The organism is Streptomyces sp. NPDC006711 (genome assembly GCF_042869775.1).
Classification (GTDB): domain Bacteria; phylum Actinomycetota; class Actinomycetes; order Streptomycetales; family Streptomycetaceae; genus Streptomyces.
On sequence record NZ_JBIAGO010000003.1, the window covers coordinates 33,406 to 47,462 of the forward strand.

Below are 14,057 nucleotides of genomic sequence, written 5' to 3' on the forward strand. Positions count from 1 at the left end.
AGCCAGGCCCCACACGTGACGCGGGCCCCACCGGAGAGGGCGCGGGCCCCAACACCCGGCGTCCGTACGGCAGATGAGCCCCACGGCTTGCCTCCCACTCCGGTACGCGGACCTCAAGGGCGCGGGCGGGTAGCGCTACTCCGCGAGGCGGTGCAACCAGTCACACAGAAGGGCCTTCTCCGTGGCGCGCAGCGCGGTCGCAGCGCCGTCTTCTCCCGCCAGCGCCGCGTCGAGGGCGAGCGCGCGGGTCGCCAGGTCCGTCCCGGCAGCGACCGGCGCATCGGTGGTGATGGACCCGATGACGATGTCGCGCAGCCGTGTCGAGGCCGACAGATTCCGCCGCGCCGGGTCTTCACCGATCAGCGCCAGGGCGGCACCGGTCGTCGCGGCGTGGACCACATGGGTCGCCTCCTCCACCGGCACTCGAAGGCGCCCGTCGGCGGCGGCCCGGTCCAGCCGACTCACCAGAAGGGCGTGCGCCTCGTCGGCCGCCGGGGGCCTGCGGCCGGGGCGGGCCGTCCCGTACATGAGCAAGTAGAAGGCGGGGTGTCGCAGGCCGAAGTCGACGTGCAGGTCCCAGCCCCGGTAGAGGTCGGCCACCGGATCCTCGGAACCGCCCAGCACCTCGTGCTTCTCGGTCAGGTACATCTCGAAGCCGTGCGCGGCCAGCTCGTCCAGCAGGCCGTCCTTGTCGCCGAACATCCGGTACAGCGCAGGGGCCGTGATTCCCGCCGCGGTGGCCACGGCCCGCGTGGAAACCGCCTCGCTGCCCCGCTCCTCCAACAGCTCGGCCGCGACTCGCAGGACCCGGTATCTGACGGCGCGCTTGGGATCATCCATGGGATCGATGATACGCCATCTTGCGTATCACTGCCTTAACAGTGCTACGGTCAATACCGGAACACCGATCAAGGCCCTGCCGATGACCATGCGGACGCCCATGCCGCGTCCACACGCATGACCACATCGGCGGCGCGTCCCTGCCTCATACGTTCCGGCGCGCCTTCCGGCGTTCCGGCGTGCGTGCCGGGCGCCCGGCCATCGCTGAGCCGCACCCAGAACAACATCCCCCGTCGGCACGCGCCGACATCATGAGAGGACAACCATGTCCGACATATCGATCGCCATCGCTTCCTACTCCGGTTACGGCCACACGGCCCAGATCGCCGCCGCCGTCGCCGACGGCGCGCTCTCCCTTCCCGGCACACAGGTCCACCGCGTGGACGTCGCGTCGCTGAGCGACGCGGACTGGGAGACGCTGGACGGCGCCGACGCCATCATCTTCGGCTCCCCCACCTACATGGGCACCGCCTCCGGCGCCTTCCACGCCTTTGCCGAAGCCACCAGCAAGCGATGGATGACCCGCGCGTGGAGCGACAAGCTGGCCTCCGGATTCACCAACTCCGGTTCCATGAGCGGGGACAAGATGCACACCCTGCAATACTTCGCGGTCCTGGCCGCCCAGCACGGCATGCTCTGGGTGAGCCTCGGCCTGCTCCCGGGCTGGAACACCACGACCTCCAGCCCCGAGGACGACAACCGGCTCGGCTTCTATCTCGGCGCCGGTGCGCAGAGCTTCAACGACACCGCCGACGTGCATGACGCCGACCTGAACACCGCGCGCCACCTGGGCCGCCGCGTCGCCGAGCAGACCCGCGTCCACTGCGACGGCCTGGCCGCCCAGCGGTAGTCCGCACGTCCGCACATCACCACCGCTCGCCCCGCCCTCCCCGGGCGGGGCGAGCGGGACGGGAGCACACATGACCCCCACCACCCCATCCCCCTTGCAGCGACTCATGATCGGCGGCAGCTGGCAACACGCGGCCGGCCACCGCACCTACGAGGCGTACGACCCCTACACCGGCGAAGTCGCGTCCCGCGCCGCGGCCGCCGACGCCTCGGACGTCGTACGCGCAGTCGAAGCGGCCGAGCGGGCACGCGGCCCCTGGTCGCGGCTGGCACCGAGCGAACGCCGCCGCCTCCTGTGGGCGGCGGCCGAGAAACTGGAGGCCCGCGCCGGGGAACTGACCGAGGCGATGACCGCCGAGATGGGCGGCCCCGCCGCCTGGGGCGCCCACAACGTCAAGGTCCTGGCCGAGAAGATCCGTTACGCGGCGAGCGCCGCCCACGAGGGCCTGACCGGTGACGTCATCCCCTCGGAAGCCACGGGGCGCACCTCGCTCGCCATCCGCAAACCGGTCGGCGTGGTCGCGAGCATCGTTCCCTGGAACGCCCCGGCACTGCTGGTGGGCGCTTCGGTTCCGGCGGCGCTGGTCCTCGGGAACACCGTCGTGATGAAGGCGTCGGAGCAGACACCCCGCACCCATGGCCTGGTCGTCGAGTGCTTCATCGAGGCGGGGCTGCCGGACGGCGTGCTCAACCTGATCACCAACGCACCCGAGGACGCACCCGCCACCGTTGACGCGCTCATCGCCCACCCAGCCGTACGACGCGTGCACTTCACCGGCTCCACCCGCGTCGGCCGCCTCATCGGCGAGAAGGCGGCCTCGCACCTGAAGCCGGCGATCCTGGAGCTCGGCGGCAAGGCTCCGGCCATCGTCCTCGCCGACGCCGACCTGGGCCACGCCGTCGGCGCGGTGGGTTTCGGCGCGTTCGCCAACGCGGGCCAGGGCTGCCTGTCCACGGAGCGCGTCGTCGTGGACCGCGCCGTCGCGGACGAGTTCACCCGGCGTCTGGCCGCCCTGGCCGCCACCATCACCTGCGGGGACCCCCGTGACCCCGGGACCGTCCTCGGCCCCGTCGTCGGCCGGGACACCGTCTCGCGCCTGACCGGTCTGGTCAGGGACGCCGTCGGGGCGGGCGCACGGCTGCTGGCAGGAGGAACGGCCACCGGCCCGTGCTTCGCCCCGACCGTTCTGGCCGACGTCGCACCCGGCATGCGGGTCTACCGTGAGGAGTCGTTCGGGCCGGTGGTCACCGTCGTCGCCGTCGACGGCCCCGAGGAAGCCCTGCGCGTGGCCAACGACAACGACTACGGTCTCACCTCCGCCATCTTCACCCGCGACATCCCCCTGGCCCTGACCCTGGCGCGGCGCATGAACACCGGCATGTGCCACATCAACGGGGCCACCCTCGACGATGAACCGCAGATCCCCTTCGGCGGGGTGAAGAACAGCGGCTACGGCAAGTCGGGCGGCCGGGCCGGACTCGATGAGTTCACCGAGCTCCAGTGGATCACCATCGAAGGCCCCGAGAGCCCGCGCTACCCCATCACCGAATAGCGGGGTCGAACAGCGGGGCCGGCCTCGTTCATGGCGTGCCGTCAAAGGTCGCGGGCGCGTGTGTTTCGCCGACGGCGCCGGCCCCCGGTTTCGGGGGCTTCGCGACAGGGCCGGCGCCACGGAGCAGGGAGGCGATCGCGGCCAGGAGGGCCAGCGCGGCGCCGAAGGCGAACACGACGACCAAGCCGGAGTGGAAGGGCCCGGAGATCAGGGCGGGGAAGAACTCCCGCCCCGTCAGGGCCTGTTGCTGCGCGGTTGTCAGGTGGTCCACTACGCCGCTCGGCTGAAGGAGGTGCTGGACCGGGTTGACGCCGAGTTGCGCCGCGAACAGGGAAGCGACCGGGGGCAGGCTGCCCGCGTGGGCCGCGACGTCGGCGGGTACGCCTTGCTGTCGCAGCCCCGCCGTCAGTGCCTGGGGAAGGCTGTGGGCCAGTCCGGCGATCATGAGCGAGAAGAACACACCGATCGACACGGCGGTGCCGGAGTTCTGGAAGGTGGCGCGCATACCGGAGGCGACACCGCGCGAGCGGGCGGGCACACTGCCCATGATCGAGGAGGAGTTGGGAGAGGCGAACATGCCGCTGGCTATCCCGTTGACCGCGATGAGCACGGCGAAGATCCCGTAACTGAAGTCGATGGGGAGCGCCATCAGCCCCAGGAAGCTGGCGCCGAACAGCAGGGCACCGCCGGTGGACAGACCGCGAGAGCCGAACCGGTCCGACAGATAACCCGACACCGGGCCCGCGGCGAGGAACCCGGCGGTCAACGGCAGCATGAAAATGCCCGCCCACAGTGGGGTGTCGCCGTAGTCGTAGCCGTGCAGCGGCAACCAGATGCCCTGGAGCCAGATGATCAGCACGAACTGCATCCCGCCCCGGCCGATCGAGATGGCCAGTCCCGCCACGTTGCCGAAGGTGAAGGCGCGGCGGCGGAAGAGATCGAGTTGGATCATCGGCGCGGAGACGCGGTTCTCGATCACGACGAAGGCCGCGAGCAGGACGAGACCGCCGGCTATGAGCGCGTCGACGAACGGGTTGGTCCAGCCCATGGTGTGACCGCCGTACGGCTGGAGTCCGAAGGTGACGGCGATCAGGACCGCGCTGAGGCCCACCGCGAAGGTGAGGTTGCCCCACCAGTCGATCCGGCCGCCCTCGTGCCGGCCGCTCTCGCGCAGGGTGCGGTACGCCCACAGGGTGAAGAACACCCCGACGGGCACGTTCACCCAGAACACCGCGCGCCAGTCCCACGCCGAAAGCAGTCCGCCGGCGACGAGCCCGATGAACATCCCTGCGAGGCCCGCGACTTGGTTGATCCCCAGGGCGAAACCACGCTGCTCCTCGGGGAAGGCGTCGGTGAGGATCGCGGCCGAGTTCGCGGTGAGTACCGATCCGCCGACGGCCTGCACCAGACGCCAGCCGATCAGCCACATCGCGCCGTGGCCGCCGTCGAAGGGGTCGAAGGACAGCAGGACCGATGCGGCCGTGAAGACCGCGAACCCGCTGTTGTACATCCGGACGCGGCCGTACATGTCGCCCAGCCGTCCCACCGTGACCACGAGGACGGCCTGTACCAGGCGGTACCCCATGATCATCCACAGCAGGTACGCGATGTTCCCCGGGGCGAGCGGATCCAGATGGATGCCCCGGAAGATCGCCGGCAGGGCGATCAGCACAATGGAGCCGTCCAGCGCGGACATGAAGACCGCGGCGGTCGTGTTCGTCAACGCCGTCCACTTGTAACGGCTTTGGGATGCCCCGTCCCCGTCCAGAGCGAGCGTCCGCGCAGGATCCGCCATCGGCCTTCTCCCTCGTGATCGCGTCCGCGCCCCGGTCGCCCCGGCGACGGTCCGTCGGCGACGCGGCGTCAGATGCGTCAGATGTTCTGGGCCAGCCGTTCAAGAAGCGGGGCGGCCGCCGCCAGTTGTTCCAGCTCCGCCGGCGTGAACTCGCCACTGGTCAGGGCCCGGGCGATGAGCTCGCCCCGGGCGTTGCGCTTGTCCCGCAGCGCCTGGTGGCCGGCGTCGGTCACCGACATCACCGCACGCCTGCCGTCATCCGGGTCCGGCCGGCGCTCGACCAGACCGCGCGCCCGAAGCCCGCCGAGCGTCGCCCCCATGGACTGCGCGGTGATCTGCGCCTCACGGGCCAGCGCCGAGGATGTGGTAGGGCCCGAACGCGCGAGCTGGGCCAGGGCGGTCCGCTCAGGCATCGTCAGTCCCCCCTCGACCGGCACCTGACGCACCCGCCGGACCAGCACGCTGAGACTCGCCAGCAGCGCGGAAGCGACGTCACTCGCGTTCAGGCCACTCGGGTCGCTCGGGTCGGAATCTTGGGGCATGTACTAAGGTTACCTTATCAACCTGCTTTAGCATATGCCGGGACGGGAGAGAACGAGGGCACGCCTCCATGCAGGAGGGCGCTGACGGGAGCCGGCGCCTTTTACAGCAGGAGCGGTGCGACAGCCGGCGAGTCCTAAGCGGGGCTTAGGTCCTCAGCCCGTTACGCCGCCGTGACGACGCGTCTAACGTCCCCGCCATGGATACGACAGGGATTCTGGACGAAGCGCTCGCGCGGCTGCACGCCTGCGGGCCCGAGCGGCTTGGACGGCTCACCAACCACGCGCCGATGGCCGTCGAGGCTCTTGTCGCGCGCGGACAGGCGCGCTCAGTACACCGCTGGCTCGACCTGTACGCGCGCAAGTTGGAGGAATTCCCGTCCGGCGTCGCGCCCGTCACGGCGGCCAATTGGCGTTCCGCGCTGGGCGACCCGAGCCGCGCGGCCGACTGGATCCGCTTCTTCGAGCGGGAGCTCGCCGAACACCCCTGGCGCGAGGTCCTTGCCGCATGGTGGCCCCGCCTCCTGCCCGGCATGTACGGCGGCTCGACCCACCCGGTGATCCGGGTGGGCCACGCCGTGCGCACTCTGCTGTCCGGCGAGATCACCGAACCTCGTCTGAGAGAACTCGCGCACGGCCTTGGCTACTGGGCCGCGCGTCACCGGCCCGTCGCGACGCCGGCCCCGCTGCCCGGTGCCGCGAAGGCGGCCGCCGCTCTCGACACGGTGCCGCGCATCGCCCAGCAGGACGGCGGCTTTCCCGCGCGGCTCGACCGCGTCAGGGCTCTGCCGGTGTGGGCGGCCGGGGTGACGGAACCGCGTGACGCCTACCGCCACCTCACCGAGCTGGTGCGGGCGGCGACACACCGGTACGCCACCCACGGCCACGGCGAGGAGACGATGCTCGTCCACGCGGCCACGGCCCCCAACGCCGTCCTGCGCACCCTGCCCGCGCTCCCGCGGTCCCTGTGGCCGTCCAGCCTGCGGGCGGCGTGGACGGCCGCCGCGGCAGTCACGGCGATGTACGCACCGGCCGCTCCGGTCACGTACACCCCACCCGGCACCTTCACCCCTGAAGAGGTCGTCGAACGGGCCCTGGCTCATGGCGACGAACACGTCATCAAGCTCACCGATACCGCTCTCGACGTCGGCGACGAACCGGCCCTCGCGGCGGCTCTGCGCTCCATGGAGCTGAGCGTCCCGCTCGGGTGAGGCGCCTACCGCCGAGGTGGGCGTGCGGCCGGGGCCCGCGTCCGCTCCCCGCTCCGTTACGGGTGAGCGCCGTCCTGGTACGTACCGGAGGAGAACCCGTCCTTCCAGTGCTCCTCCCACTCGGCGAACTCCAGGCACAGGTGCTCCAGTTGGCGCCACCGGGGCAGATAGTCGGGATGGTCGGAGAACCGGGCGGCCGTCAGGCACAGTTCGTTCCACCACATCTGGATGTCCTGGCGCAGCCGCTGGGTGAGCCCTGGTTCATTGGTGCGGCCCGCGGCCACTTCCATGCCCCAGCTGGTCAGGAGGTCGCAGAGACACAGGGCCGTGTGGTCCGTGCTCTGTCGCAGCCGGTGGGCGGCCCAGGCCGCCTCGCTGCCGGCCTCCTGCCGTTCCGCGAGTTCGGTCAGGCGGGCGCTCAGAAAGTCCCGCAGCGGCGAAGCGTCGGAGGAATGCAGGTCGTCGGAGAACTCCAGAATTTCGACGGGCTCGCGGTCAGACATGGCAGGCTCCCCTCCCGGTGAAACACGACGGTCTCAAGGGGAGAGTATCCAAGGGGCGCCTGCCGCTTGCCAGTTCGCGGCACCACCTCACTCGAAGGTGCGCCGCCGACGCTCCGGCCGCCGACCGGCCCCGCGCGACGACCGGGCAGCGCCCCGCTTGTGGCACCGCCCGGCGCACCGCGAGACGGGACTTCACGCCGAGCCCGTACGCGACGCCCCTCCCCTCTCACCCCCGCTTTTCGAAGCCCGCCAGCAACTCGCGGGGGTCGAAGGTCACCCGGATACGGGTGATGCTCCCGTTCTCCACATGCATCCAGTTCATCGTCGGGGTGGGCGGCGCGACGCTTGTGTGCAGGTCGAACCAGGTGATCACCTCGTCGCCCTCCGCCACCCGCACCCGCACGTCGACCTTCTCCAGCACTCGGCCGAGCCCCTTGAGCCCGGCAAGCGCCTCCTCGGCTCCGGACGCCGCGCCCAGCGTTCCGACGAAGTCGACGTCCTCGGCCAGCACCCCCCGCAATGTCTCGAAGTCGCCCGCCTCCCAGGCCGTGTAGTAGATCTCAGCAAGCTCTCGCGCAGTCTTCGTCGTCGTCATGCCTCCATCCTCCGGCCACCCCATCCATCCGTCCAACAGATAATTCAGATGCGAGCTATCATATCTGCGTATGGAGATTCATCAGCTGCGCTACTTCGCCGCGGTCATGGACGAGGGCACGTTCACCGCCGCCGCTCATCGACTGCACGTCAGCCAGTCGGGGATCAGCACCCAAGTGGCGAAGCTGGAACAGGAGTTGGGGCAGCGGTTGCTCGACCGGTCCGGGCGCCGGATCCGCCTCACCCCGGTCGGCGAGGCCGTCCTCCCGCTCGCGAAGAACGCGCTCGCCACCCTCGACGCCATCCAGCACACCGCCGCCGAGTTCGCCGACGCCGTCCGAGGCCGGGTACGGCTCGGCATGATCATGGGCTGCTCCATCCCGGCCTTCCTCGACACCGTCGCCGACCTCGGCCGCACCCACCCCGGCGTCGAACTCAGCCTGCACGAGGGCCACTCCGACGATCTCCAGGCGCGAGTCCTCTCCGGCGCGCTCGACCTGGCTTTGATCGGGTACGCAGGTGACGTCACCCCGGGCCTCGTGGTGGACGTCGTCGTGGACGAGCCGATCACCGCCGTCGTCCCGGCCGGGCACACGCTCGACCGGCCGGAGCTGCGCCTCACCGACCTCGGCGGGGAAAAGATCCTCTGCCTCTCCCCCGGTACCGGCATCCGCGCCGCGTACGAGGACTCCTGCCGCAGGGCCGGCCGCGACCCGCGCGTGGACCTCGACGCCAGTTCCCCTGACATCCTGCTGCGTCTCGCCGAGCGCGGCGCCGGCATCGCCATCCTCAGCGCGTCCTCGACCCGGGGCTCCGGCCTGCGGAGCATCCCGCTCACCGACGCCACCACGCACGGCCGACTCGGCCTCATCACCCGCCGCGGCCAGCACTCCCCCGCCGCCCTGCTCCTGCGAACCAGCCTCCTGACCGCGTTGCGAACCAGCTAGCGCCGCGACCGGGGGCCGGCCGTTGCCCGGCGCACAGAACATGCCGCCCTCACCATCGAAGGGCAAGGCGCTCGACCGGCCCGGCGCCCCCACAACTCCCGCCCGGGAGCGCCCATTTCATTCCGCCGCGATACCGTGCCGCCATGTCTCGACCAGTGGAAACCCGATCAGTGCCGTCTCCCGTCACGGCGGACGACGTGGACCTCGCCGTGCGGCTCGCGGTCGCCACGCTCCGGAACGCACCCGCCGAGGGATGGGGCGGCAAGGCCGGTTCGCTGGAGTGGGACTGCTGGGAGACCGCCGAACACCTCGCCAACGACCTGTTGTACTACGCCGTCCAACTCGGGCCGCAGAGCCCGCCGTTGGACACCCATGTGCCGTTCGCTCTGAACCGGGAAAGGCCGGCCGCACCCCCGGTCTTCGTCCACGCCGACCGCGCCGAGGGTCCGGACGGTCTGACGCAGGTGCTGGAGGCGTGCGGCGCGCTGTTGGTCGCCATGGTGCGTACCACCTCGCCCCGGGTCCGCGCCCACCACGCCGCCGGAGTGTCCGACCCCGAGGGCTTCGCGGCCCTGGGGATGCAGGAGACGCTGGTGCACATGCACGATCTGGCGGAAGGCCTCGGGCTCGCCTGGGCCCCGCCCTCCGCCCTCTGCTCGCGTGTGCTCGCCCGGCTGTTTCCGGAGGCACCGGACGGCGCGGACCCCTGGCTCACCCTGCTGTGGGCCACCGGCCGCGCCGAACTGCCGGGGCGCCCTCGTCTCACCACGTGGCGCTCGGACAGTACACCGCGAACCTAGGAGCGGCGCGCGCCCACCGCGCTCGCTCAGCCACCCCGTTGCTCAGCCCCCGTGCGCGGTGAGTACGTACCCCTCCGGACCCTCGAAGGAGAACTTCGGCCCGAACGGACTGTCCGTCAAAGGCTCGACGATCTGCACGCCGGCGGCGACCAGCTGGTCGTGGAGTCGCACCGCGTCCGAGGTCCGGAACCAGAGCACGACGCCGAGCCCCGGTCGCGCGCCGCTGGCGAGGCTGACGCCGGGCAGGAGCGCGCGGACCGCGAACGCCGGCTCGGTGGCGAACACGACCGCGTGCGGGGGTGAGACCTCGGCGCGGCGCAGGCCGAGGTGCTGCTCGCAGAAGGCCGCTGCGGCCTCCACGTCGTGGACCTGCAAGGCGATGAAGTCGGGACTCTCGATGGCAACAGACATGGGATTTCCTCGCTGTTCAATGTCAGGACTTTGACATTGAGATTAGGGCACCGGAGCGAGGCATGTCAAAATGCTGACATGAACGAGAGTGTGCCGACCGAGCCGTTCAGCCCAGCGGACGACATCACCCACCACGTGGGCTACCTGCTCAAACGCGCCCAGGCGGCCTTGCGCGGCGCGATGGACAAGGTGCTGCGCGAGCACGGACTGACCGTGCCCCAGTACTCGACCCTTGAGCTCCTGGCGCGACACCCCGGCATGTCGAACGCCGACCTCGCCCGCGCGACGTTCGTCACCCGGCAGTCCGGAAACGTCGTCCTGCGGGGCCTCCAGGAAGCGGGTCTGATCACTCGCCCCGCCAGCGCCGGCCAAGGCCGGGCCCTTCCCGCCCGCCTCACCGAAGAGGGCCGCGCACGCCTCGCGGCGGTACAGGCCGCCGTGTACGCCATCGAGGGGCGCATGGTGGACGCCATCCCGCCCGAGCGCGTCACCGCACTCCTGGCCGACCTCGACCGGATCGCGTCGGCGCTGGGCGGCTGATCCGCTCAGCCGAACGCGGACGCGCGAAGAGGGCTACCGGGCGGGGCGGTCACGGCCTCGCACCGCGGACGAGGAGGACGGCGTAACGGCATTCACCGTCCGTGGTGTTGGCGAAAACGCGCTCTGCCGGTTCGCCCAGTTCGAGGGTGTCGCCCTCGTCGAGTCCGTGGACCGTCTCCCCGTCGTGGAAGGTCAGGTGCCCCTCGATGACCCAGATGACCTGCCGCACGAAGGCGAAGGCCGCGGCCGGATACGGGACGCGGGCTCCGGGCGGCAGGCGGATCTCGGCGAGCTCCACGGGAAACCGGGGTCCGGTGATCTGACGGCGCCGATAACCGGTGGACGGGTCGCGCCACTCCGCTGTCTCATCTCGGCGCCGTACGCCCCCGGCGACCGCCGTTTCGTCCGCTGTCCCATCCGGTGATCCATCGGGGGATTCCTCGGCGAGGGTGAGCAGGGAGGCGACGCTGAGCTCGAAGGCGGCGGACAGCTTGCCGAGGACCACAGCGGTGGGGCTGCTCTCGCCCCGTTCGATCCGACTGATCATGGCCTGCGAGACCCCGGAGGAGGCCGCGAGCCGCGCCAGGGTCCACCGGCGCCGTTCCCGCTCCATGCGGACGCGGGCCGCGATCCGGGCCACCAGGGGATCTACCATGTTGGACATGAATCCAATATACGAGAGGACGCGGCCCGTGTCGGTACGCCCAGCACGCCCGGAAGACACCGAAGCCATCCGTGCGATCCGCAACCACGCCATCGAACACTCGACGGCGCTGTGGACGGAGACCCAGCAGTCCCCCGCCGAGGGAGCGGCCTGGGTCGCGGCCCACCTGGAGCGAGGTTCGGCGTTCGTGGCCGAAGTGGGGGGCGAGACGGCCGGGTTCGCGGTTTACGGCCCCTGGCGTGAGAAGGACGGATACCGCCACACGGTCGAGGATTCGGTCTACGTCCGCGACGACATGCACGGGCTCGGCATCGGTTCCGCGCTCCTGTCCGAGGTCATCGACTCGGCACGTCGAGAGGGTCACCACGTCATGGTCGCCGGCATCGAGGCCGAGAACACCGCGTCGATCCGACTGCACGAACGGTTCGGTTTCCGTGTCGCGGGGACCGTGCCGGAAGCGGGAACGAAGTTCGGCCGATGGCTCGACCTCACCCTCATGCATCTGCGACTCGGCTGAGCGCGGAACGCTGAGCGCGGAACACGGCGACGCACCGCGACAGCCTCCGCCGGACGGGGTCGGGGGCCCGGGTGAGAACTCTCTGGAAAAGGTGACGGGTTCTGTCAGGCTTGGCATGAACCATGAAGGACATGAATGACACGAAGGACACGACCAGCGAAGACACCAGCACGCAGAACACCTCCCGCGAAAGCCCGGCGGGGCCGCCGCTCGCCGGCAGGATCGCGCTCGTAGCGGGGGCCACGCGCGGCGCGGGCCGCGCCCAGGCCGTCGAACTCGGCCGGGCCGGCGCCACCGTGTACGTCACCGGCCGCACCACCCGCACCCGGATCAGCGAGGTCAACCGGAGCACCGAGACGATCGAGGAGACTGCCGAACTGGTCACCTCGGCGGGCGGAGCCGGGATCGCGGTCCCCGTCGACCATCTCGACGAGGAGCAGGTGCGCGCGCTGGCCCGGCGCGTCGACGGGGAGCACGGGCGGCTCGACATCCTCATCAACGACCTGTGGGGCGGCGAGCACCTGACCGGCCACTCCATCTTCGGGAAGAAGTCCTGGGAGACGCCGCTCGCCGACGGCCTGCGCGTCCTGGAACTCGGCGTCCGTTCCCACGTGATCACCGCCGCGCTCCTGCTGCCGTTGCTGATCCGCTCGGACGCTCCCCTGTTGGTGGAGGTCACCGACGGCACCGCGCACTACAACCGCCGCTACCGCGAGAACATGTACTACGACTTGGCGAAGAACGCCCCGATCCGGCTGGCGTTCGGTCTCGGCCAGGAGTTGGCGGAGTACGGCGGTGCGGCGGTCGCGGTGACGCCGGGCTTCCTGCGCTCGGAGCAGATGCTGGCCAACTTCGGGGTGAGCGAGCAGAACTGGCGCGAAGCGATCGCCGAGGAACCGTCCTTCGGCATCGCCGAGTCGCCGGGGTTCCTGGCGCGCGCGGTGGCGGCGCTGGCCGCCGATCCGGACCGCGCCGAGCGCTGGAACGGCAAGTCCACTTCCAGCGCGGAGCTGGCCCAGCGGTACGGCGTGACGGACGTGGACGGCAGCCGTCCGGATGCCTGGGCGTACCTGGAGGAAGTGGTGCACGGCGGCAAGGACGGCTCGCCCGAGGACTACCGCTGATCCTCGCCTTCCGCGCGCGACTCACCTTGCGGGCTGGTCGGGCGGGTCTCATAGAGGGCGGCCAGGGCCACCGCGCGCTCACGGAATCGGGCGCGCAATGAGGCTGGGGCCAACACCTCGACGTCCGCGCCGAGCGGTGCCAGCTGGCCGAACGCGACGTCCTCGGATTCCGCCCGCACGGTGAGGGTGACCAGGCCGGCGGAGTCCGGTGCGCCGGCGGACGCCAGCGCGTCCTCGATCGCGGCCCTGTCCACGGCTGCGGGCAGCCGCCGCAGTCCGTGGCTCGTCAGCCGTACCGTGACCGTGGTGCGCAACAGCGCCCGGGCGAACGCGGCCGACCGTTCCTCCCAGTGCGCGGCCAGGTCGAAGGACGCGTCCCGCTCGAAAGCCTGGTCCGCGCCGGGAGCGGGGCCGATGGCGGCGATCCGGTCGACGCGGTAGGTACGCCAGTCGCCGTCGTCGTCACCGTCCTGCCCGCAGGGGACGCGCGCCACTGCGTACCAGGTGCCGGCTTTCAGGACGAGCCCGTACGGTTCCACCACGCGCACGACGGAAGTGGAGACGGCGCCGTCCTCGCCCGGCCGGGTGTACGTCAGCTCGACGGCCCGGTCCGCCCACACCGCGCGGGCCAGTTCCGGAAGCACCTCGGGGGTGACGGGCTCACGGAACCAGGCGGGGGCGTCGAGATGGAAGCGGCGCACGGAGGACTCGGCGGCCGCGCGCACCGAGGGCAGCAGGGTCGCGCTCAGCTTCAGTCGCGCGGTGTCCGCCGCGTCCGCCAGGCCCAGGTCCCGCAACGCCGCGGGGAGACCGGACAGGAACAGGGTCTCCGCCTCACTCGGGTGGAGATGGGTGAGCCGGGTGCGGTAACCCTGGGCCAGGAAGTACCCGCCGACACGTCCTCGCTCGGACCGCACCGGGACGCCTGCCTCCTGCAACGCCTGGGCGTCCCGGATCACCGTCCGCTCGGAGACCTCGAGTTCGCGAGCGAGGGCGGCGGCCGTCAGGCCGGGGCTGGACTGGATGAGGAGAGCCATACGAATCAGACGGGCAGCACGCATCCCCCAAGGATCACCGACGAACGAGAAGTCCCAAACCGCCGGACCCGCCCACCCACTACGGCTCGGACGCCCGCACCGACGCGCCGGCGTTGAGACCCACGTGGTCGTG

The 14,057-nt window shown here is 70.9% G+C and carries 16 protein-coding genes; 8 read left to right on the forward strand and 8 right to left on the reverse strand.

Annotation, left to right across the window (positions count from 1 at the left end; genetic code table 11):
* Positions 1-135 precede the first annotated feature (135 nt).
* Positions 136-840 (reverse strand): TetR/AcrR family transcriptional regulator, encoded by a 705-nt coding sequence (locus tag ACFYM2_RS07985; protein WP_388834327.1) that lies wholly within the window; start codon positions 838-840, stop codon positions 136-138.
* Between the two features lie 265 nt (positions 841-1,105).
* Here ACFYM2_RS07985 and ACFYM2_RS07990 point away from each other — a divergent pair, with 265 nt between their 5' ends.
* Positions 1,106-1,690, forward strand: a complete 585-nt coding sequence (locus tag ACFYM2_RS07990) for a flavodoxin family protein (RefSeq protein WP_358993972.1) — start codon at positions 1,106-1,108, stop codon at positions 1,688-1,690.
* Positions 1,691-1,760: 70 nt separating this feature from the next.
* Positions 1,761-3,242 (forward strand): aldehyde dehydrogenase, encoded by a 1,482-nt coding sequence (locus ACFYM2_RS07995; protein ID WP_388834330.1) that lies wholly within the window; start codon positions 1,761-1,763, stop codon positions 3,240-3,242.
* Between the two features lie 28 nt (positions 3,243-3,270).
* Here ACFYM2_RS07995 and ACFYM2_RS08000 read toward each other — a convergent pair whose 3' ends face one another.
* Together ACFYM2_RS08000 and ACFYM2_RS08005 are read right to left on the reverse strand one after the other, a co-directional pair.
* Complete coding sequence (locus tag ACFYM2_RS08000; RefSeq protein ID WP_388834333.1) at positions 3,271-5,037, reverse strand: MFS transporter; 1,767 nt, start codon at positions 5,035-5,037, stop codon at positions 3,271-3,273.
* Between the two features lie 77 nt (positions 5,038-5,114).
* Positions 5,115-5,579: a MarR family winged helix-turn-helix transcriptional regulator gene (locus ACFYM2_RS08005; protein WP_388834336.1), complete on the reverse strand. Its 465-nt coding sequence runs from the start codon at positions 5,577-5,579 to the stop codon at positions 5,115-5,117.
* Positions 5,580-5,776: 197 nt separating this feature from the next.
* Between ACFYM2_RS08005 and ACFYM2_RS08010 the strand changes: the two genes are divergently transcribed.
* A complete protein-coding gene (locus ACFYM2_RS08010; protein WP_388834339.1) occupies positions 5,777-6,787 on the forward strand; it encodes a questin oxidase family protein in 1,011 nt (336 codons plus the stop codon).
* 56 nt (positions 6,788-6,843) lie between these two features.
* Here the strand turns inward: ACFYM2_RS08010 and ACFYM2_RS08015 are convergent, their stop codons facing one another.
* Positions 6,844-7,290, reverse strand: a complete 447-nt coding sequence (locus ACFYM2_RS08015; protein ID WP_358993987.1) for a hypothetical protein — start codon at positions 7,288-7,290, stop codon at positions 6,844-6,846.
* Between the two features lie 226 nt (positions 7,291-7,516).
* Complete coding sequence (locus ACFYM2_RS08020; protein ID WP_388834341.1) at positions 7,517-7,885, reverse strand: nuclear transport factor 2 family protein; 369 nt, start codon at positions 7,883-7,885, stop codon at positions 7,517-7,519.
* A 70-nt stretch (positions 7,886-7,955) separates the two neighbouring features.
* On the opposite strand from ACFYM2_RS08020, the gene ACFYM2_RS08025 reads away from it, so the two are divergent.
* Entirely contained in the window at positions 7,956-8,831 is an 876-nt protein-coding gene (locus ACFYM2_RS08025; RefSeq protein ID WP_358993993.1) for a LysR family transcriptional regulator, read from the forward strand.
* Between the two features lie 143 nt (positions 8,832-8,974).
* Entirely contained in the window at positions 8,975-9,631 is a 657-nt protein-coding gene (locus ACFYM2_RS08030) for a hypothetical protein (RefSeq protein WP_358993996.1), read from the forward strand.
* Between the two features lie 42 nt (positions 9,632-9,673).
* Here ACFYM2_RS08030 and ACFYM2_RS08035 read toward each other — a convergent pair whose 3' ends face one another.
* Positions 9,674-10,042 (reverse strand): VOC family protein, encoded by a 369-nt coding sequence (locus ACFYM2_RS08035; RefSeq protein ID WP_388459953.1) that lies wholly within the window; start codon positions 10,040-10,042, stop codon positions 9,674-9,676.
* Between the two features lie 78 nt (positions 10,043-10,120).
* Here ACFYM2_RS08035 and ACFYM2_RS08040 point away from each other — a divergent pair, with 78 nt between their 5' ends.
* On the forward strand, positions 10,121-10,582 hold the full coding sequence (locus tag ACFYM2_RS08040; RefSeq protein ID WP_358994001.1) for a MarR family transcriptional regulator: 462 nt from the start codon (positions 10,121-10,123) through the stop codon (positions 10,580-10,582).
* Between the two features lie 49 nt (positions 10,583-10,631).
* Here ACFYM2_RS08040 and ACFYM2_RS08045 read toward each other — a convergent pair whose 3' ends face one another.
* Positions 10,632-11,246 carry a helix-turn-helix domain-containing protein gene (locus ACFYM2_RS08045; protein WP_358994003.1) on the reverse strand — a complete coding sequence of 205 codons (615 nt, stop codon included), beginning with the start codon at positions 11,244-11,246 and terminating at the stop codon, positions 10,632-10,634.
* On the opposite strand from ACFYM2_RS08045, the gene ACFYM2_RS08050 reads away from it, so the two are divergent.
* Together ACFYM2_RS08050 and ACFYM2_RS08055 are read left to right on the forward strand one after the other, a co-directional pair.
* Positions 11,245-11,763 carry a GNAT family N-acetyltransferase gene (locus ACFYM2_RS08050; protein ID WP_388834344.1) on the forward strand — a complete coding sequence of 173 codons (519 nt, stop codon included), beginning with the start codon at positions 11,245-11,247 and terminating at the stop codon, positions 11,761-11,763. The two genes, ACFYM2_RS08045 and ACFYM2_RS08050, sit on opposite strands and share 2 nt — an antisense overlap.
* Positions 11,764-11,894: 131 nt before the next feature.
* A complete protein-coding gene (locus ACFYM2_RS08055) occupies positions 11,895-12,887 on the forward strand; it encodes an SDR family oxidoreductase (protein ID WP_388834347.1) in 993 nt (330 codons plus the stop codon).
* Here the strand turns inward: ACFYM2_RS08055 and ACFYM2_RS08060 are convergent.
* On the reverse strand, positions 12,878-13,948 hold the full coding sequence (locus ACFYM2_RS08060; protein WP_388834350.1) for a helix-turn-helix transcriptional regulator: 1,071 nt from the start codon (positions 13,946-13,948) through the stop codon (positions 12,878-12,880). The two genes, ACFYM2_RS08055 and ACFYM2_RS08060, sit on opposite strands and share 10 nt — an antisense overlap.
* Positions 13,949-14,057: the final 109 nt, after the last annotated feature.